This window comes from Acidithiobacillus acidisediminis (assembly GCF_023277115.1).
Taxonomy (GTDB): domain Bacteria; phylum Pseudomonadota; class Gammaproteobacteria; order Acidithiobacillales; family Acidithiobacillaceae; genus Igneacidithiobacillus; species Igneacidithiobacillus acidisediminis.
The window spans coordinates 2,605,208-2,624,321 of the sequence record NZ_JALQCS010000001.1; the positions used below are offsets into that span (position 1 = coordinate 2,605,208).

The following is a 19,114-nucleotide window of genomic DNA, read 5'->3' on the forward strand; positions in this document are numbered from 1 at the left end:
TTGGTGAGTCTTTTGACCTGTAGCCGTGCTTCTTGACCCTCGGAGGCAATCCGTGCGCGTTCTTATCGTACCCGACCATTTCAAAGGTAGCCTCAGCGCAGGGGAAGCAGCGGAGGCAATGCACGCAGGCTTTTCCACCATCTTTCCGCATTGGCAGTACCAGTTGCTTCCCTTGGCCGACGGCGGCGAAGGCACCTTGGATTTGCTTCTGCAATCCATGCCGGGAAGACGAGTGGTAGCAACCGTGCAGGATCCCCTCGGACGGGAAATCTCGGCTGAATTTGGCTTGCTGGACGGGAAGCGTACCGCTTTGATTGAAATGGCGCAGGCCAGTGGTCTGCTGCTCCTGCGTGCTGAAGAACGGAATCCCTTGCGCAGCTCCAGCACGGGAACCGGAGAGCTTTTGCGCGCCGCTCTGAACATGGGCTGCACGCGGATCATCCTGGGGATCGGCGGCAGTGCTACCAATGATGGCGGCATGGGTTTGCTGACTGCTCTGGGCTTACGTTTTTTCGACGACTCCGGGCATCTGCTCACCGCTTCCGGCGCCGCCCTCGAAAAGGTAGCAAAGATCGATACCGAACAACTGGATACGCGCCTGCAACACTGCGCGATCGAAGTAATGTGTGATGTCGATAATCCCCTGCTCGGAGAGTCTGGCGCTACCCGAATGTTTGGAAAACAAAAGGGAGCGAACGCAACCATGCTCGCCTCCCTGGAGGCCGGGATGACAAACTATGCCGACCATCTGGAGCAGGCGAGTGGCATATGCGTCAACTCGATTCCCGGGAGCGGTGCGGCCGGCGGCGTTGGCGCCGCCTGCCTCGCCTTCTTAGGGGCCAGGTTACGACCGGGCATTGAGGTGCTGGCCGATCTGCTGAACCTGCGCCAGAAGATTGCGGACGCTGATCTGGTTCTTAGTGGTGAGGGTTGCGTAGATGCGCAGACACTTCATGGAAAAACCATCGCCGGGGTGGCGCAAATCTGCAGAGAACTGGGCAAACCCCTGATCGTCCTCGCTGGCTCCCGCTCAGGCAACCCCGATACCCTGCGGGAGGCTGGCATCAGCGTCATCGTCACCAGCCTGCCCGGCTTGGGCGCGGAGGCAGAACTCTTTGCTGCGGGTGCGGCGCACCTTCGGGAAACGGCACAGAATACCGCCCGCTTGCTAGATCTCGGCATGGAACTGCGGCGTCCCTGACTACCCCCGTCTAGGGATATAGACCGCGCTGTGTGGTAGCGGTCAAGACGCGCTCACATCCCACCACGAGAGCAGCCGTACGCAGGCTGATCTTGAGTCGTTTGGCAGTGTCCCAGACATGGCCAAGGGCACCGGTCAGGATCTTCTCGAGTTGCGCGTGCACCTCATCCTCACTCCAGAAAAAGCTGGACAGGTTTTGCACCCACTCAAAATAACTGACTGTCACACCACCAGCATTGCAGAGAACATCCGGCACCACCACGACATCCCGCTCGGCAAAAATATCGTCCGCTATCGGAAACGTAGGGCCATTTGCACCCTCCAGAATGAGTCTTGCCGAAATCGAACGTGCCCGCTCCGCGGTGATCTGTCCTTCCAACGCCGCCGGGATGAGAATGTCGCAAGGCACCTTCCAAAAATCTTCCGCCGCCAGAACCTCTGCCGACGAAAAATCTGCCAGACTGCCACCCCTTGCCAAATGTGTCTGCAACGCAGCTACGTCCAGGCCAGCCTCGGCATAGACCGTGCCTGAAGAATTTTGCACTGCAACCAAGACCGCGCCCGCCTCTACAAAGAGCTTTGCTGCGATCGCCCCCACATTGCCAAACCCCTGCACTGCAACACGCGCATCCTGCAAAGGCATCTTCAGGCGCCGAGCCACCTCACGTCCGGTGATGAAGACACCACGGCCCGTGGCTTCTTCCCGCCCCACTGACCCGCCAAGCTGCAGCGGCTTACTGGTCACCACACTGGGGATGGTATGGCCGGCATTGACCGAATAGGTATCCATCATCCAGGCCATGATTTGCGCGTTGGTGTTGACGTCGGGAGCCGGAATGTCTTGTTGTGGCCCAATGATAATGCCGATTTCACTGGTATAGCGCCGGGTGAGACGCTCGAGTTCCTTGGCGGACAGCATATTCGGCTGCACCCGGATGCCGCCCTTGGCGCCGCCATAGGGTAGATCCACGACAGCGTTTTTCATGGTCATCCACGCAGATAGTGCCATGACCTCCTCCAAGGTCACCTGCGGGTGAAACCGCACACCCCCCTTGCCCGGGCCACGCGCCAGATTGTGTTGTACACGAAAGCCCTCAAAATGACCGATGCTCCCATCGTCCAACTCGATGGGCACATCGACAATCAAGGCGCGTTTGGGGTGGCGCAAGGTTTCTACCCAGCGCGATAATTCGCCCAAATAAGGCAATACCGATTCAATTTGTGATAAATAGGTCTGCCAGGGGCTGGTGGAATGGGAACGAATATAAGACAGGGGTGAGACTAGTATTTCGTTGGAAGTCAATGGCATTTCTCCGCGTCGTTTTTACTCATTATAGCCTACATCAAGATGCATTGTGCGGAATGCTGGAAATACGTGTTTTATTCCTGCGAGACGGCCTCTGCCAACAACTCCAGCCAATGGCGCACAGGAACCGCCGCCTCCTGCTGCAAGTGGAGTTGGCATCCGACATTCGCAGTAGCTATCACCTCAGGTTCAGCGGCCTGCAGATTCCTGAGCTTGCGGGTGCGCAATTCATTTGCCATTTGTGGCTGGAGCAAGGAATAACTACCCGCTGAACCACAACAGAGATGCCCATCAGCGACGGGAAGCAACTGATAACCAGCGGCTCGCAGAAGTCCCTCGATCTGGCCGTGCAAGCGCAGGGCATGCTGCAGGGAGCAGGGGTTGTGCAGAGCAACCCGGGCGCGGGTCTGCCCGGAAAACCGCCAATCGGCGCCAGCCGCCAAGAGCCAGTCTCCGGGATCGCGCGCCAAGGCAGAAATGCGCTCGGCCTTGGCGGCGTACTGCGCATCGTGGCGCAAGGCCTGGGCATAGTCTTTCAACATGGAAGCACAGCCGCTGGCACTGATCAGGATTGCCTCGGCCCCCTGCTCTACCCACGGCCACCAGGCGTCGATATTGCGGCGCATGAACCCCAACGCCTCCTCTTCCGCGCCCAAGTGCATGCTCAGGGCGCCACAACACCCGGCCGCAGGCGCAATTCGCCAGGATATGCCGAGGTGATCGAGGATGGCTTTGAGCGCTGCGTTGGTGTTTGGCGTGCTGACGCTTTGTACACAGCCAGCGAGGAGTAGCACGCGGGGGCGCTCTGGTACTGGCGACGAGCGTTCTCCAGGCTGATCTGGGCAAGCAGGGATGCGCCGTGCCCAATCGTCGCGCAAAATGTCCTTGAGCGATTGACCGAGCCACAACAAGGGCCGCAAGCGCTGTGGATAGGGGAATACCTGCCGCATCAAGGCCCGATTGAGCCGATCCGCGGCGGGGCGGGGCAATTGTCGATCCATCTCTCGACGGGAGATTTCCACCAGTCGTCCGTAGCGAACCCCCGACGGGCAGGTCGTCTCACAAGCACGACAGAGCAAGCAGCGATCCAGATGTTCCCGGGTTTCCGCGCTCGTTTCGTGCCCTGCCAGGAAATCTTTGATCAGATAAATACGCCCACGCGGGCCATCCAGCTCATCCCCAAGCACCTGATAGGTAGGACAGGTAGCAGTACAAAAGCCACAGTGGACGCAACTGCGCAGGATGCCCTCGGCCTCATCAATGTCTACATCCTGGCGAAATTGGCTGGCGATCTCGCTTTGCATCGTTATAGCTCCGGGTAGAGATGACCGGGATTCAGGATCTGCCGCGGATCGAAGGCGAGCTTCAGACGCCGATGCAGCTGCAGCAGGGCAGGAGGCAGGGAGGAGAAGGGATCAACCCCTGCTGACCCACGAAAGAGGGTCGCGTGCCCACCATGTTGGCGTGCCACTGCACGAAACTCTGTTGGATCTTGCGTCGCATGCAGCCAACGGACTGCACCACCCCACTCCCAAACCTGTGGGATCCCCGTCAGAAAAGGGGGAGTTGCCGGCGCCACGGAAAAGCGCCACAGGGGTGCATCGGCAGCAAAGAAGGGTAAGCGCTGCTCGCGTAGGTCGGCCCAGAAGCGAGTGGCGTCCGCTGGCGCCAGCGGGCTACCACCGATCTTGTGCTGTGCCGTCGTTACCGCACCGACGGTCCCCGAGAGGCGCAGGTAGAGCCGATCATTGAGATGGGCGGAAGCGGATAGCGGAAGTGGCTGCACTCCCCATTGGCTCCAGCGCTGTAGGGCGGCCTCGGGCGTACACTCCTGCACCAGGGTAATGGTTGCCGGGGCCAGCGGCAGCACCTTGAGGGTGGCCTCGAGGATGACGCCGAGCGTGCCAAGGGCCCCAACCATGAATCGTGACAGGTCATAGCCGGCGACATTTTTCATCACCTGGCCACCAAACTGCAGATCCTCGCCCCGGCCGTTGAGAATGCGCATCCCCAGAACCTGGTCGCGCAAAGAACCCGCATAGGGCCGCGCCGGCCCCGAGAGGCCACAGGCGAGGGCCCCACCAAGAGTGGCCGGTGTACCAAACGCTGGCGGCTCGCAGGCCAGCCCCTGCCCCCGCTCGGCCAGAGTGGCGTTGATCTCTGCCAGGGTCGTCCCTGCTCGAGCACGCAGAAACAGCTCCTCCGGACGATAGTCAACAAGCCCGCGGTTGCCGCTGACAGACAGCTGGGCATCAGCCTGCACCGGCCGACCGTAGAAGGACTTTGTTCCCCCCGCCATAATGCACAAAGACCGGTCGCTGGCGTAGGCATCTTGCACCTGCGCCTGCAGCTCGGCACTGAGATCCATCAGAAACGCTCCAGCTCGGGAAACGGCAACGCACCATGATGGACGTGCATGGCGCCCAGTTCAGCACAACGGTGCAGACTGGGAACCGCCTTGCCTGGGTTGAGGCGTCCCTGCGGGTCACAGGCGCGCTTCACCCGATGCATCTGCTCCAATTCTGCAGCATTGAATTGCACGCACATGCTATCGAGTTTTTCCACCCCGACGCCGTGTTCTCCGGTAATGCTACCGCCCACTTGCACACAGAGGGCCAGAATGCGCTGCCCGAAAGCCTCTGCAGCAGCCAGTTGTGCCGGCTGATTGGCATCGTAGAGGATGAGGGGATGCAGATTACCGTCCCCCGCATGGAAGACGTTGGCCACGGCAAGGCCGCATTCCTGCGACCATTGTTGAATCTGCGCGAGGACTTCCGCCAAGCGTGAGCGCGGAATGGTGCCATCCATGCAGTAATAATCCGGCGCCATACGCCCTACGGCGGGAAAGGCGGCCTTGCGACCCTTCCATAGCAAGGCGCGGGTCTCGGCATCGCGCGCTACGCGAATACTGTTTGCCCCCTGTTTCTGCAGCAGAGACTCCACTTGCTGTACTCGCTCCGCCAGCTCCGCGTCACTGCCATCCAGCTCACAGAGCAGAATGGCTGCCGCCTCGGTTGGGTAGTCGGCGTGAACGAAGGCCTCCGCAGCCTCAATCGCCAGGTGATCCATCATCTCCAGCCCGGCCGGAATGATGCCGGCGCCAATAATGGCCGCCACCGCATCCGCGGCTGCCTCCACGGCGTCATAGGCGGCAAGCAACACCACCGTGTTCTCGGGCAAGGGCAGCAAGCGCAGGGTCGCCTCGACTACGATCCCCAGGAGCCCCTCGGAGCCGATGAACAGGGCCAGAAGATCATACCCGGCAGCATCCAGCGCTGCTCCCCCGAGTTGGAGCAGCTCACCATCGGCGCTGAGGACATCCAGGGCAAGAACGTTGTGCACCGTGAGCCCATATTTCAGGCAGTGCACCCCACCGGAATTTTCCGCCACGTTACCGCCGATGGTGCAGGCAATCTGCGAGGAAGGATCTGGCGCATAGTACAGCCCATAAGGCCGAACTGCCTCACTGATGGCCAGATTGCGCACCCCCGGCTGTACCCGGACACAGCGGTTGTCTACGTCTATGTCCAGGATGCGATTCAAGCGCGCCAGTGAGAGCAGGACGGCACCGGCAACGGGGCGCGCCCCACCCGAAAGCCCCGTACCGGCGCCGCGGGGCACGACGGGGATCTGATGCTCCTGACAGAGGCGCAGGACGGTCTGCACCTCGTCGCGATCTTGCGGCAGGACGACGCAAAGGGGTAACTCCCGCAGGACGGAAAGACCATCACACTCATAGGGTTGCAAGGCCTCTTGCCCCAGGCGCAGGCGCTCTGCCGGCAGGGACGCCGCCAAATCCTGGAGAAAGGCCTGTTCCGCCGCCGAGTTTTCGCGTTCCATCCTCATTCCGTGCCCCGCAGGCGTCTCCGTGCCAAGGCCAAGGCATCGGCATCCCCCACATTACCCGGAAAGATCACCACTGGCAGCGCCGGAAACTGGGCGTGGTTTTCCGGACACTGCAGCACCGAACAGCCCGGCAGAATCTGTCCCAATACCCGTGCCTGGCGCAGGGCGAGTCCCTGGCTCAGAACGTCATTCGAGGTGATGCCACCTTTACTGATCAAATAGCCCAAGCTCTTCGGCACGGCTTGCAAAGCGCGCATGAGAAACGCCGATACCGCCGCGCCAAAGGCCAGGCGGGTAGGCTGATCGGCAAACTGCCGTTCGCTGCGACTGGTATAGAGGACGATATCCTTGCCATGGGCATGGATCGCCGCCGCCCGCCGGACAATGTCGGCGAGTTGCGTCTCGGCAGCGGCACCCTGGCAACGATCGACGTCCACCTCGACGCCCTCCAGATCTGGCTCCTGCAGCAAACGTTCCAACTGTTCTGTCGTCTTGCGCACATGCGAGCCGACCAAGATCAGGCCCGGACGGGCATTCCGCACCCAGCGCCGCATCTCCGCTGCCGCTACGGGTTGCGGCGGCAAATCCGCCAAGGCCGTCAGCAGGCTCGCGGCACTCCGGAACAGAAAACGTTTGCCTTGCGCCACGGCCTGTTGCACGTCGCGCGCAAAGGCGGCCAAATCTGCAGGAGTCTCCGCATCCACAACGACGCAAGCGTTGTTCTGCAGGGCAAGGAGGCGCGGCAGACATCCCCCTTCGCGCAACTCGCCCAGGGAAATCCGTTGCACTGCCGCAGCGGGAATCCGGCCCCGCGTCTTCTCGGCAACGTAGTCCGGGAGATAGCTATGATGAAAGGCGAAGACCGAGTCGCGGGCAAATTCCGTCTCGTGCGCGGGGACATCCACACCATTCTGCCGCACATAGTGGATCCCGTTGCGTGTGGTGCGCCCTCCCTCGAAGAACGCAGGCACCAGAAAATGCGCATCGAAGGGGCCCAGAAGCTCCACCAGGACATCGGTTTCAAAGGGATAATGACCGCGCAACGTCGAGTCGGAGCGGCTGACCAGGATTGGTGGTGCCTTGGCAGATGCCGCTGTCTCTTGCAGAACTACGCGTAAATTCCCAGCAATCTCGCGCATGACTTGCGCCGCCTGCTCTGGCGTCATGGCCCGTGTATTGCTCAGGATGAAGCAAAGCGGCGACGGGTCTGCCAGACCAGCACGCAAGGTCTCCACGTCCCAGCGCAGGAGCAAGGGACAGGAATGGACGGTCTGCGAACCCGTCGGGTCGTCATCAATGACAATGATCTTGCTTTGCTCTGCGCTCACAGACTGCGCCTCCGCTTAGGCCGACAGGGCTAGGACCTTGGCGACGATAGCGGCGCTGGTCAGGCCATTAAACGCCATCAACTCCCCGGCGCTCGCCGTCGTCTCGCCGCGCTGCCAGGACAGGGTATCGCGTCGGGCAATGCGGCTGCGCAAGAAGACCGGCTCCAGCGGCGCCGATCCACCGCCACTGATGCCAAGGAGATAGTCCCCAGCAAAGAGCTGGTGGAACTCTGCATCGGCAAGGAAGCCATGGTCGGGCTCTGCCACCGTTGTCACAGCAACATCCGTCTCGCGATACATCTGGCGCGGATTGAGCACGCTGACAATACGCACTCCAAAACCGGCATTTTCCAGTTCCGTCTGGGCCGCAAAGACCGGCAGAAGCACCATGTCGCCGGTAACGGCCAAGGTCACCGTGCCGCGTGTTCCGGTACTTTCGTGCAGTAGTGCCGCTCCCTGGCGGATAGCCGTGCGCGCCTTGTCCATGGGTAAGTACACCGGCAACGGGCTCTTCGAGGCAATGATCACCATCACCTTGTTCCGGCTCTCCACGGCATATTCGTACGCTGCCTGCACGGCGTTGGCGTCGCAGGGGTACAGAAGAAAGACATTCCCGTTACGCATCTGCGCCGCAATATAGCCCTCGATCTCTGGCCGCTGATGGGTCCAACCATTGCGCCCCTGCTCCAATGCCCCGGCGGTAAACATGCAGACCACGGCGGGAGTCGGACGGCGCAATTCCGCCATCGCCTGCCCTACGGTCTGTACAATCGGCCAGCCATTGATGACAAAGGACTCATAGGACAGCCACAGGGAGCGACCGCCAAATAGGGCCAGCCCGGCCGCGAGACCAGCACACGCGTCTTCGTTCAGGGGCTCGTAGACCTGCCCGTTGGGCCGCTGATTGTAGAGCGGGTCCTCGGTAGGATGGCGGATTTTCAGGGCGTCGTTGATGTTCTTCATCGCCGAGGCCTCATTGCCGTCGGCATTGGTTACAACAAAGCGTCGATCCTGTTGTCCCAGCCAGGCAACTAGGGCACCAAAGGCTGTAGCGGGCACCGCCTGTTCCCCCACCGCAAAGTCCTGCAGCGGGAATGCGCCCAGAGGCGCTAGATCCAGCACTTTCTCCGTCACCACCGTCTGGCCAGCGGCGCCGCCACCTGCACGATGCGCGTTTTCCCGCACCACGGCCCAAGCTTCGGGCGCCAGGGCCAGACGCTCGAGAGCGGCGCGGATCTCCGGAGACTCCGGCGTATCTTTTGGATAGAGATTGTGCGACTTGGCCCCGCTGACGTGCATGCCCGCGCCTTTGAGTTGCTTGAGGATCAGTGCCGTGTGTCGCCCGCCAAGCGCAGACTCTGCGGCCTTGGCGGTGGCCGCCAACACCGCTTCCATGAAGGCCAGACGCTGCGGGAAAGAGAAGCGTGCCGAATCGACATACGGCCCCGCTTGCCCGGCATCGTCGAAATCCTTGGCGTCGATGAGAATAACCTCGTCAAAATCATGCGCCTTCCAGTAGGCAATCATCTCCGCATTGCTCATGCGCGAGACCATGGAGTGGTGCTCCTGACTGAAGCCGTTCCAGACCAGGATGGGCAGGTAATTGGTCACCTGCGGATAGGCAAAATGAAAGTGCTTCAGGCTGCTCAGCACATAGGGTTCACCAAACCCGCCATCACCAATGGTGACCGGGAAAAGCGTTCCTGGATTCAGCAAGGCACCTGCCATGGCGAAATGTTGTCCTTGCCCCAAAGGTCCAGCGGGGGCCAGCAGGCCCGGAATCGCGCCAGACAGATGTCCCAACAGACCATGGCGCTCGCGGAAGCGGGCCATGAAGTCGTTCATATCCTGTATCCCCATCGCCTCCAGGGAGCCATCCAGAAACATCGCACTGTAGAAGCCAGGTGCGTGGTGACCGACTTCGGTGACGATGTTGGTGTGACCCAGCATCACTAGGGCGGCGTAAGCCTCGACACTGGAGGCGAAACCGCCAGGATGCCCGGACGATTTTGCGGCACAGACCTGCAGCGTGCAGTAGCGCAGGGCATCAGCGAGGAGCAAGGTCTGATAGATGGCACCTTTATCCGCCGGATCGCGAATAGCCGCAGCCCCCTCTGCAATCGCCGCCTCTCGACCAAAACGCTCAAATTCCGGCCAAGGGCGCCCATAGAAAAACATCCCTTTGCAAAAAGTCGGGGCGTTGCTGGGTAGGGATGCTGATTCAGTCATGACACTAGATTTCCATTGCAATAAAGATAACTATGATGGTAGTCGGCAGATCGTGATTCCGCAATAAGGGACGTATTCCACATCATGGAACAAGATAGAGCGCATTCTGAAAATCGCGGTTCGGTGCAGGTCATTGATCGGCTGTGCCTGCTACTCGATGCATTGGCGCAAGAGGGCGGCAATACCTCCCTGAAGGTGCTTTCCGCCGTTACCGGACTGGCTCCATCCTCTGCTTACCGAATCCTCGCCTCGGCCCTGGAAAACCGGCTACTCGAGCGTGACCTGCACGGAAACTATCGCTTCGGCACTCGCCTGCTCGACTGGAGTCGACTAATTCATGGTCGGGCTGATCTTCGCGCCCTGGCGCAACCGGCAATGGCGGAGTTACGCGATGAAATCGAGGAGACAGTCAACCTGACGGTTGAGCATGGCGATGAGGTCCTCTATATCGAACGCGCCATCTCCCCGCGTATGATGCGCGTAGAGCAAGTCATCGGCTCCCATGCACCCATGCACTGTACGGCTGTCGGTAAACTCATGTTGGCACAGCATGGTTACGATTGGGTGCGTGCCTACGCCAGGCGATCTGGCCTACCAACCCTCACTGCACATTCTCTCGGCACTCTCCCCGCGCTCTGGAAAGCGCTTCAGCAAGCGCAGGCGGACGGCTACGCGCGCGATGACGAGGAGGCCGAGATTGGGGTTGGCTGTCTCGGCGTCCTCATTCACACTCCCCTTCCTTGCCTCATCGGCCTCAGCATCTCCTCCCCCATTCATCGCCGGAAGGAGGAATGGATACCCTTACTGCACCGGGCCGCAGAGCAGATCGAACAGCGTCTGCAGGGTTTGACGGTGGTGCTCGATCTGAACTCTACCGCTGTACGCTAGTGACTCAGGCCCGCAGCGCAGGACACGGAATCCTCGGCTTCGCCCTCGATCTCGATGGGCAGACGCGTCTGGGTAGCGAGATAGTTCACGCCGAGCCCGACAACGGCCAATCCGACCATCACCCAGAAGACGCCATTCCATCCCACGGTGCGGATGATGACAGACGACACCACTGGCCCGATGGCGCTCACCGAATTGGAAATCACGCCGATTGCGAAAGCACCAGCGCCCATCGTCGCAACCGGGAACATATTACATGGCGACGCCCAATAGTTCGGCGGAGTTGCCATGGTGCAAGCCACTACGAGGGCAGAAAGCAACAATAGGGGATAGGAAATCGGCGCGATATACAGAATCATCAACGCCCCGACAATGATGAATCCATTGGCAACGCTGATGACGCTCAATCGGGCATTAACGAAATTCCGATGGGTATTGTCGCGTTTTGCCCAATAATCGCCAAGTAGCGCCCCCAATATCGCAGCAGCAAAGCCCATCAGCCCCCAGATGAACATCACATTGCCAGTTTCTTCCGGCTTGTAGCCAAGGTGATAGGCATAGATTGGCAAAAAACCGCCGATGGTAAACAGCGTCCAGTTGTTTGGAATTTGCACGATTCCCATGATCCAGGTCATTGGATACGACCACAGCTTATGCTTACGATGATCTGCCTTAGATTTCTTGATACCTTCCGCATGGCTTTTCGCATCACGTGCAAAGACAAAATAGACCACCGCTCCCAAAATCATGATAGCAGCAGTGATGAAATACACCGCTTGCCAGCCTAAAGATGCAAGGTCGCCGGTAATCACACCGCCAACTGCCCCACCCAGGGTGATTGCGCCAAGCATTGCCGCCAGAGAAATCCCGCGTTGACTGGAACGAAACCATCCTGCCAACTGCAGGGAAAACAACGCAATCATCATGATCATCAAGCCCTGAAGAAAACGAAGGACGATCAGCAAGATGATAGACTGCGTAACCGGCATGAGGATAGGGATCAGAATTTGTGGGACAATCAAAAACAGCTGTGCAACCAGGACACCCAGGCGGATCCGCGTATCAAATATGCCGCCATGACCAAGAAAAAAAGCGATGAACAAACCAACTGAGAAGGCATCCACACCAGCGGTTGACAGAGTCGCCACGGAAACGTGCATTGCTGCCGCCATGGCCGGTGCTGATACCCCAAACGAGGTAAGGGAAATAAAGCTGGTAGTCATGATGACCCCAGTGATCGCCGCCATGACCCAACGATATGGGGATGAGTATTCGGGCATTTCTTGTATTGACATGATCACGTCTCCTACCCTGGTTGCGATATCCTCGTAAGGAACGAGGCGTATATACCGCAAGGGAGAAGATTATTGTTATCTTATATTTTTATTCACTAAAACTTCCACCAATTGCGGTTGCAAAAGAGAGTAGGGCAACATTTTGTTTTCCGCAATAAGGTATTTATTCCACCATATGGAAAGATGAAAATCAGAATATTATGATACAAACAACAACTACACCTCTACGCACAATCCATCATAGGCTGGGGCGATATTTTCTGGCAGCCGGCGCCGCAAGGCATGGTAGTCCAGCTCGTGAGTCATGTGGGTGAGCAAGGTTTGTTTGGCGGCAATGCGCGCAGCAATCGCCAACGATTCTTCCAGGTTGACGTGAGTCGGATGCTCCTCCTCGCGCAAACAGTCGAGGATAAGGAGATCGAGATTTTCCAGCCGGGCGTAACTTTCTTGCGGGATCGTTTTCAGGTCAGTCAGATAGGCCGCTTTGCCAAAGCGGTATCCGTAGATGGGCAGGTTGCCATGCAGAACCGTGACCGGCAGGACTTCGAGAGCGCCCACGCGTTGCTCTTCCACAATCACCGTCATCGATAGCGAAGGCTTCGCCCAGCCTGGATCCGGCGGCAAGAAACAGTAGCGAAAACGGCCTTCCAATTCTGCGGCCGTGCGTGCATCGGCGAAGCAGGGTATGACCTTCTTGGCAAGAAAATTGAAAGCGCGCAGGTCATCGATCCCATTGATATGATCGGCGTGAAAATGGGTATAGAAAACGGCATCCAGTGATTGAATTCCGGCGCGCAGCATTTGTGTGCGCAAATCTGGACCAGTGTCGATCAGGATGCGGGTGCCCTCGTTTTCAACCACAATGCTCGCGCGGCTGCGCTGATTGCGCGGCTCGCCACCGCGGCACACTGGACAGTCACAACCAATCACCGGTGTCCCGGCGCTGGAGCCCGTCCCTAGGAAATGGATGCGCATTCAACCTCCGGCACATGAAACAAGCGGCGAAAATTTTGGCTCGTCATGGCTGCCAATTCCTGTCGATCGTCACCTCGGAGCTCAGCCAGAAAATTTGCCACGTGCGCGACAAAACCAGGCTCATTACGCTTGCCACGCATGGGTACAGGCGCGAGATACGGGGCATCCGTCTCCACCAGCAAGCGATCGCCAGGGATGACCCGTGCAACTTCCTGAAGATCCTTGGCATTCTTAAAGGTGACGATGCCGGAGAAAGAAATGTAAAAACCCAGATCTAAGGCCTGCCGCGCAAAATCGAGGTTCTCGGTGAAGCAATGGATGACGCCCCCGCAGTCCCGTGCCCCCTCACTGCGCAGCAAGGCCAAGGTATCCGCCGCGGCTTCTCGGGTATGCACGATGATCGGCTTGCCGGTCGCTCGGCCAGCAGCAATGTGGAGGGCAAAGCGCTCCTGTTGCCAGGCAAGGTCCCCCTCCGTGCGAAAATAATCCAGGCCGGTTTCTCCAACCGCCAGGATTTTCTCGTGCGCCAATGCCGCGATCAGCGACTCGTAACTCGGGCTCTCTTCCGCGGCCCCATTCGGATGTACCCCCGCTGCCCCCCAGATACCCTCTTCGCTTTCCGCAAGCGCTCGCACCCGCCCCCAATCGGCTTCACGCACGGCGGCGATCAGCAGCGCCGCAACGCCTGCCGCGCGAGCGCGCTGCAGGACGGCATCACGGTCGTCGGCAAATTCCTCAAAATCCAAATGGCAGTGGGAATCGATGAGACTTGCGGTCATGTCCTCTCCTGAATGAGGACCCATTCTAACGCGAACGCGCCAGCTCTGCCTCCTCTCGACTAACCGAATCGCTCCGTGGCAGGGAGGTTAGCCAAACATCAGCCTGTCCAAGCCGTCTTGTGCTAGACTCAGAGGGTTCGGGCACGGAGATAGTTCATGGACAAGAATCCGCGGGTCAATCTTCCCAAGCCCCCGGCTGGCGGCTGGGGCTCCGTAGAGGGCATTGTGCATATCTATGGGGAGAGCTGGGCCACACCGGCTGCCCTTGAGACCCTGGCGCGGCTCAACAAGCCAGGTGGGAGCATGTGCACCTCCTGTGCCTGGCCCAAGCCGGTGAATTATCACCCCTTCGAGTTTTGCGAAAACGGCGCCAAGGCCATTTTGTGGGACACCACTTCGGCGCGCTGCACGCCCAATTTCTGGGACCGGCATACGGTCACGGAACTACGCGGTTGGACAGATCATGCCTTGGAAAAAACTGGCCGTCTGACCGCCCCCCTACGCTACGACGCGGCACAGGATCGCTATGTAGAGGTCAGCTGGGACGAAGCCTTTGCCGACATGGGCAAAATCCTGCGTGCCTTACCGCGCCAGCAGGTGGTCTTCTACGCCTCCGGTCATGCCGGCCTCGAAGCCTCGTATCTCTACGCCTTGCTGGCCCGCGTATACGGCAACAATAACCTACCTCAAAGCTCCAATATGTGCCACGAGACCACCAGCGTGGGGCTGAAGCGCGTAATCGGCTCGCCGGTAGGAACGGTGATCTGGGAAGACTTGGCCGAGGCCGATTGTTTCTTTTTCTTCGGCCAAAATCCGGGGGTCAATTCCCCCCGTTTTCTGCATCCGCTCAAGGACGCCAAAAAGCGGGGCGCCAAGGTGATTACCTTCAATCCCGTGCGCGAGCAAGGGCTCGTCGCCTTTGTCGACCCCAGCAGCGCCGCGGATATGCTCACCGGGCGGGAGACACAGATTTCTGATCAGTACCACCAGTTGCGTGCCGGGTCCGACATTGCTGCCCTGACCGGGCTCTGCAAGGCCGTGTTGGAAGCTGACGCGGCCCAAGGCGGCACGGTCATTGATCATGCCTTTCTGGCCGAGCATACCCACGATGCCGAAGCCTTCTTTGATTTCTTGCGGAACACCTCCTGGGCCGCGATCTGCGCCGAAACTGGCCTTACGGAAGAGGCGTTACGCTCGGCCGCAGCGGTCTACATGAGCTCCGAGCGGGTGATCGGCGTCTATGGCATGGGATTGACCCAGCAGGTCCATGGCTCCACCAACGTGGGGATGCTGGTGAATTTTCTGCTTCTGCGCGGCAATATCGGGCGCCCTGGCGCGGGTTGTTGTCCGGTGCGCGGACATTCCAACGTACAAGGGCAGCGTACGGTAGGCGTTGCGGAAAAGGCCGCCTTGGTGCCCATGGACAAGCTCCGCGCACTCTTCGACTTTGAACCACCCCAAGAGGATGGCCTGCACATTGTCGAAGTGGGTGAGGCACTGCTACGCGGTGAAGTTGCCGCGACCATCAGCCTGGGTGGCAACCTGCTGCGGGCGATGCCCGATATTGCGCGTCTGGAGGAGGTCTGGCCGCAGCAGGCGTTGACCGTCACCGTTTCGACCAAGCTGAATCGCAGCCACCTCTATCCCGGGAAGTCCTCCTACATACTTCCCTGCCTCTCCCGGGTTGAAATCGATGCCCAGGCTACGGGAAACCAGACTGTCACCATCGAAGACAGTTTTTCCATGATTCATCCATCGGTGGGTCATCGCGAGCCCGCCTCGCCCAAACTGCGTTCGGAACTCGCCATCGTCGCGGGCATTGCCAAGGCGACCCTCGACGCCCATCCCAAACTGCGCTGGGTCGACTGGCAAGCCGATTATGGCTTGGTGCGTGAGCTCATTGCCGCGACCTACCCCGAAGACTTCCACGACTTCAATGCCCGCATTCGGCAGCCCGGCGGCTTCTGGCGGGTAAATGCCGCGCGCGAACGGGTCTGGAAAACCCCCAGCGGTAAGGCCGAATTCACGGTGCCAGACCGCCTCAATGCCCTGAATTTTGATGATGCGCCGGGACGTTACCGGCTCATCACCCTGCGTTCCAATGATCAATTCAATACCACGGTATATGGGTACTCCGACCGCTTCCGCGGTATTGAGGGCACCCGGGACGTCCTCCTCATGCATGAGGACGACATTGCCGCCGCAGGCCTGCAAGCTGGGCAACGGGTTACCCTACTGAGTGATGCGGCCGATGGCATCGAGCGGCGCGTGACGGGTTTGGAAGTCGTTGCCTACGAGATCCCACGCGGTACCGTGGCCGGCTACTACCCCGAGTTGAATCCGCTCATTCCCATCTCCCAGCATGATCAGCTCTCCAAAACACCGGCATCCAAGGGGATCGCCGTGCGGGTAGCGAGCTGAGCCTAGACTGAAGCGGTGGCAGGCCTATTGGGGAGCGTGCATGGAGACTGATTTTGCGCCATCCGAATACCGGGATGGTACGCCGGCACATTCTGCGCTTTCTGACGCGGACGGGCGTTCGGGCGCTTGGGATGATTCCGGAGCCGCCGGCCGGCCGAAGACCCTTGGCTACACCTGCCGACGTTGGGATGGCCAGGCATGGCAAGACGATCAGGACAGTCTGGTCGAGGAAATGCCCATATCCCTGGTGATCAACGGCGATATTTACGCGTTGATGATGGCGAGTCCCTATGATCTGGAGGATTTTGCCCTGGGGTTCTTGTGGACAGAGGCAGTACTCCGATCCCTCAAAGAAGTGCAAGCTCTGGAGACAGAGGCAAGCAGCGAAGGCGTCGCGATCTACCTGCAACTGGATCCAGACGCCGGCGCACGGGCGGCGGCCCAACGTCGTCATCTCCCCGGCGCGAGTGCTTGCGGCCTTTGTGGTCGACCCGATTTTACCGGCTTGCAACCCTTCCCCGCCCTACCCTCAGCGACGCGCCCGCCCGATTTGCGCTGCATCGGAGATACCATGAGGGAGCTGATCGCTCGTCAGCAAGCACATCGAGAGAACGGCAGCACCCATGCTGCGGCACTGCGCTTGCGCAGTCACGGGATTCTGGTGCGCGAAGACATTGGGCGACACAACGCCGTCGACAAGGTGATCGGCGCGGCACTGCGGCGTGGCGAGAAACCCGGGTCGGCAGAACTCCTGGCCGTCTCTTCCCGTTTGCCTTTCGAGATTGTGCGCAAGGCCCTGGCTTGGCAAATCCCCGCGATAGCCGCCATGTCGGGAATCAGCAGCATGGCCTTGCGGGTTGCCCGCGACCATCATGTTCACCTCGCCGGCTTTGTCCGCGATGGCCGCTGCACCCGGTATTGCCGCGTGGGCCGTTTTGCGGAGCACTGGGAGCATGGTGAGGATGATTTTTCCTGAGATGGATGCTGCTGGGATTTGACATGATGGGAATCTTACTCCGGCCCCTGTAGCCGGAGGCTGGCTTGTCCTACCCCCACCTAGGACAAGGCCGCTCTTTTTCTGTGCAAAGCGATGGACTCGCCGTCCCCTTCATGAGGCATAATTGCACCATATTGGAGCATCATATGCTTGATCATAGTGCAAATATTCGAACATCCTGCATGCGTTGCCACAAAAACAACCGACTGTTGCGCTTTTTTCACATTGGCACAATATCTGCTTGCATTGGGTTTGAGATTCACCCTTCGGAGACAATTGCTATGAAAAAAACTAACAGGAAGTCCATTGCACTCGGTGTTGTAGCCGCTCTTGCTGTTCTTGCCGCACCCATCGCGAATGCATCTATTAATGTTCCAAATCCAATATCCGTGGACGCAGGACCGCTAGGAAAAATCGGCGTGCAGGGCATAGCCAGCGCCATGGGATTTTGGCAGGACAATCCCCAAGGCACGCCTGGCACTCTCGGGGCAAAGTATGCTGGAGCAACCATTACCAATGGCATGGTAATTGTGCAAAAGAGTAGTGGTCTGGTGCAGTTTTACGCGCAGGCGGGAGCCTATGGTTTTCCGACCCTGGCGGCCTCGCTGGCAGGCGCCAACCCCACTTCCACGATCAACGATTTTGGCGCATTACCCGTTGCTTACCTGAAAATTGCGCCAAGTTCCAATTATTCCGTAGAGATCGGCAAACTCCCGACCTTAATTGGTGCGGAGGGCGGCTTTACCTACCAGAATATTAAGGAAGCTCTGACCTAGCCTAAAAAGGTGCGCCTTGTCCCCAGTATTGACCTAAGCACGTTGCTATCAGGTCACTTATCCGTCAAATTCCCCCATTTTCTGGAGAATTATTGGATATTGGGCACACCACTCCCTACGCGGCCAGGAGATATCTCCTCAGCATGTACAGATTGGCCAAGGCAAAGAGCGTGGTCAGTTGAGCACCGTTCTTGGCCAGACCCCGATATCTGGTTCGCTGATAACCGAATTGGCACTTCAGCACCCGGAAGGCGTGTTCTCCCCGGGCACGGATCCGGGCAATGGCGCGGTTGTAGCGCTTGAGGGCCGCCAAGCCGGTTTTCTGCCCAGGATAGCGTCGCCGCGCTACCGCGTTCCGTATGCCTCGGGCCACCAGCGTGTCATGCACCTGGGGATAGTCATAGCCCCGGTCAGCGAGGACCACCGACTCCTCTCCGGTAAGGAGCCCCTCCAGCCGCTGATGATCCGGTACCTTGGCCGCCGTGAAGTCCACCGCCTGTACGATACCTTGGAGATCCGTTGCCACATGCGCCTTCATCCCGAAATACCACTGATTCCCTTTCTTGGTGGAACTCATCTCTGGATCCCGCTTGCGGTCTCGGTTCTTGGTGGAGCTCGGGGCGTGAATCAAGGTGGCATCCACGGTCTTGCCTTCCTGCAGCAAGAGCCCTTTCTCCTGCAACACGGACTGCACCTCGGCAAAGATGGCCTGGGCAAGCGCATGGCGCTCCAGTAAGCGGCGGAACTTCAGGATCGTGGTCTCATCGGGAACGAAGTCCCGACCCAAGTCGATACCGACGAATTGACGGAGCAGAGGAACCTCGTACAGGGCCTCTTCCATCCCCGGATCGGAGTAGCCGAACCATTGCTGGAGAAAGTGGATCCGCAGCATCCGCTCCAAAGGCATAGGTTTGCGGCCGCTGCCCCCCTTGGGGTAGTGCGGCTCGATCAAGGCCACAAGCCTGGCCCAGGGAACCACGGCATCCATCTCGGCCAGAAAGCGTTCTCGCTTGGTCTGCTTGCGGCGTCGCGACAGGCTGGGCTCCTCGGCAAAGGTTATCTGTCCGGACATG

The 19,114-nt window shown here is 59.3% G+C and carries 15 protein-coding genes; 5 read left to right on the top strand and 10 right to left on the bottom strand.

All coding sequences use genetic code 11. The features are described from left to right. Window positions 1–52: 52 nt before the first annotated feature. On the top strand, window positions 53–1,201 hold the full coding sequence (locus M5D89_RS13080; protein WP_248886238.1) for a glycerate kinase: 1,149 nt from the start codon (window positions 53–55) through the stop codon (window positions 1,199–1,201). Between the two features lie 10 nt (window positions 1,202–1,211). On the opposite strand, the gene M5D89_RS13085 is transcribed toward M5D89_RS13080, so the two are convergent. The 6 genes from M5D89_RS13085 to M5D89_RS13110 all read right to left on the bottom strand — a co-directional run bounded on the left by M5D89_RS13085 (window position 1,212) and on the right by M5D89_RS13110 (window position 9,910). After that, window positions 1,212–2,504 (bottom strand): Glu/Leu/Phe/Val family dehydrogenase, encoded by a 1,293-nt coding sequence (locus M5D89_RS13085; RefSeq protein ID WP_248886239.1) that lies wholly within the window; start codon window positions 2,502–2,504, stop codon window positions 1,212–1,214. Window positions 2,505–2,581: 77 nt separating this feature from the next. Further along, entirely contained in the window at window positions 2,582–3,811 is a 1,230-nt protein-coding gene (glcF, locus tag M5D89_RS13090; protein WP_248886240.1) for a glycolate oxidase subunit GlcF, read from the bottom strand. A gap of 2 nt (window positions 3,812–3,813) precedes the next feature. Continuing rightward, window positions 3,814–4,875: a glycolate oxidase subunit GlcE gene (glcE, locus tag M5D89_RS13095; protein ID WP_248886241.1), complete on the bottom strand. Its 1,062-nt coding sequence runs from the start codon at window positions 4,873–4,875 to the stop codon at window positions 3,814–3,816. Next, a complete protein-coding gene (locus M5D89_RS13100) occupies window positions 4,875–6,347 on the bottom strand; it encodes an FAD-linked oxidase C-terminal domain-containing protein (RefSeq protein WP_248886242.1) in 1,473 nt (490 codons plus the stop codon). Before M5D89_RS13100 ends, glcE begins: the two co-directional genes overlap by 1 nt. Before the next feature lie 2 nt (window positions 6,348–6,349). Beyond that, the gene (locus M5D89_RS14360) at window positions 6,350–7,681 is read right to left on the bottom strand and encodes a four-carbon acid sugar kinase family protein (protein ID WP_248886243.1); all 1,332 of its coding nucleotides are present in this window, start codon (window positions 7,679–7,681) and stop codon (window positions 6,350–6,352) included. Window positions 7,682–7,696: 15 nt separating this feature from the next. Next, window positions 7,697–9,910 (bottom strand): phosphoketolase family protein, encoded by a 2,214-nt coding sequence (locus M5D89_RS13110; protein WP_248886244.1) that lies wholly within the window; start codon window positions 9,908–9,910, stop codon window positions 7,697–7,699. Between the two features lie 84 nt (window positions 9,911–9,994). Here M5D89_RS13110 and M5D89_RS13115 point away from each other — a divergent pair, with 84 nt between their 5' ends. Next, on the top strand, window positions 9,995–10,798 hold the full coding sequence (locus M5D89_RS13115) for an IclR family transcriptional regulator (protein WP_248886245.1): 804 nt from the start codon (window positions 9,995–9,997) through the stop codon (window positions 10,796–10,798). Here the strand turns inward: M5D89_RS13115 and M5D89_RS13120 are convergent. From M5D89_RS13120 to M5D89_RS13130, 3 genes are all read right to left on the bottom strand, one after another. After that, window positions 10,795–12,093 carry an MFS transporter gene (locus tag M5D89_RS13120; RefSeq protein ID WP_248886246.1) on the bottom strand — a complete coding sequence of 433 codons (1,299 nt, stop codon included), beginning with the start codon at window positions 12,091–12,093 and terminating at the stop codon, window positions 10,795–10,797. The genes M5D89_RS13115 and M5D89_RS13120 overlap by 4 nt on opposite strands. Window positions 12,094–12,309: 216 nt before the next feature. Then, a complete protein-coding gene (locus M5D89_RS13125) occupies window positions 12,310–13,068 on the bottom strand; it encodes an MBL fold metallo-hydrolase (protein WP_248886247.1) in 759 nt (252 codons plus the stop codon). Beyond that, window positions 13,050–13,847 (bottom strand): TatD family hydrolase, encoded by a 798-nt coding sequence (locus M5D89_RS13130; protein ID WP_248886248.1) that lies wholly within the window; start codon window positions 13,845–13,847, stop codon window positions 13,050–13,052. The genes M5D89_RS13125 and M5D89_RS13130 overlap by 19 nt, the downstream gene beginning before the upstream one ends. A 156-nt stretch (window positions 13,848–14,003) precedes the next feature. Between M5D89_RS13130 and M5D89_RS13135 the strand changes: the two genes are divergently transcribed. The 3 genes from M5D89_RS13135 (at window position 14,004) to M5D89_RS13145 (ending at window position 18,041) form a co-directional block, all read left to right on the top strand. Further along, window positions 14,004–16,268 (top strand): FdhF/YdeP family oxidoreductase, encoded by a 2,265-nt coding sequence (locus M5D89_RS13135; RefSeq protein ID WP_248886249.1) that lies wholly within the window; start codon window positions 14,004–14,006, stop codon window positions 16,266–16,268. A 40-nt stretch (window positions 16,269–16,308) separates the two neighbouring features. Further along, window positions 16,309–17,244 (top strand): formate dehydrogenase accessory sulfurtransferase FdhD, encoded by a 936-nt coding sequence (gene fdhD / locus M5D89_RS13140; protein WP_248886250.1) that lies wholly within the window; start codon window positions 16,309–16,311, stop codon window positions 17,242–17,244. Between the two features lie 302 nt (window positions 17,245–17,546). Continuing rightward, window positions 17,547–18,041 carry an outer membrane beta-barrel protein gene (locus M5D89_RS13145; protein ID WP_248886251.1) on the top strand — a complete coding sequence of 165 codons (495 nt, stop codon included), beginning with the start codon at window positions 17,547–17,549 and terminating at the stop codon, window positions 18,039–18,041. A 115-nt stretch (window positions 18,042–18,156) separates the two neighbouring features. On the opposite strand, the gene M5D89_RS13150 is transcribed toward M5D89_RS13145, so the two are convergent. Then, a complete protein-coding gene (locus tag M5D89_RS13150) occupies window positions 18,157–19,113 on the bottom strand; it encodes an IS5 family transposase (protein ID WP_004871535.1) in 957 nt (318 codons plus the stop codon). Between the last annotated feature and the right edge of the window lies 1 nt (window position 19,114).

Coding starts and splice junctions, on each gene's coding strand:
- glcF (WP_248886240.1), bottom strand. CDS start 3,811: ATGCAAAGCGAGATCGCCAGCCAATTTCGCCAGGATGTAGACATTGAT.
- glcE (WP_248886241.1), bottom strand. CDS start 4,875: ATGGATCTCAGTGCCGAGCTGCAGGCGCAGGTGCAAGATGCCTACGCC.
- M5D89_RS13100 (WP_248886242.1), bottom strand. CDS start 6,347: ATGGAACGCGAAAACTCGGCGGCGGAACAGGCCTTTCTCCAGGATTTG.
- M5D89_RS13110 (WP_248886244.1), bottom strand. CDS start 9,910: ATGACTGAATCAGCATCCCTACCCAGCAACGCCCCGACTTTTTGCAAA.
- M5D89_RS13115 (WP_248886245.1), top strand. CDS start 9,995: ATGGAACAAGATAGAGCGCATTCTGAAAATCGCGGTTCGGTGCAGGTC.
- M5D89_RS13120 (WP_248886246.1), bottom strand. CDS start 12,093: ATGTCAATACAAGAAATGCCCGAATACTCATCCCCATATCGTTGGGTC.
- M5D89_RS13125 (WP_248886247.1), bottom strand. CDS start 13,068: ATGCGCATCCATTTCCTAGGGACGGGCTCCAGCGCCGGGACACCGGTG.
- M5D89_RS13130 (WP_248886248.1), bottom strand. CDS start 13,847: ATGACCGCAAGTCTCATCGATTCCCACTGCCATTTGGATTTTGAGGAA.
- M5D89_RS13135 (WP_248886249.1), top strand. CDS start 14,004: ATGGACAAGAATCCGCGGGTCAATCTTCCCAAGCCCCCGGCTGGCGGC.
- fdhD (WP_248886250.1), top strand. CDS start 16,309: ATGGAGACTGATTTTGCGCCATCCGAATACCGGGATGGTACGCCGGCA.
- M5D89_RS13145 (WP_248886251.1), top strand. CDS start 17,547: ATGAAAAAAACTAACAGGAAGTCCATTGCACTCGGTGTTGTAGCCGCT.
- M5D89_RS13150 (WP_004871535.1), bottom strand. CDS start 19,113: ATGTCCGGACAGATAACCTTTGCCGAGGAGCCCAGCCTGTCGCGACGC.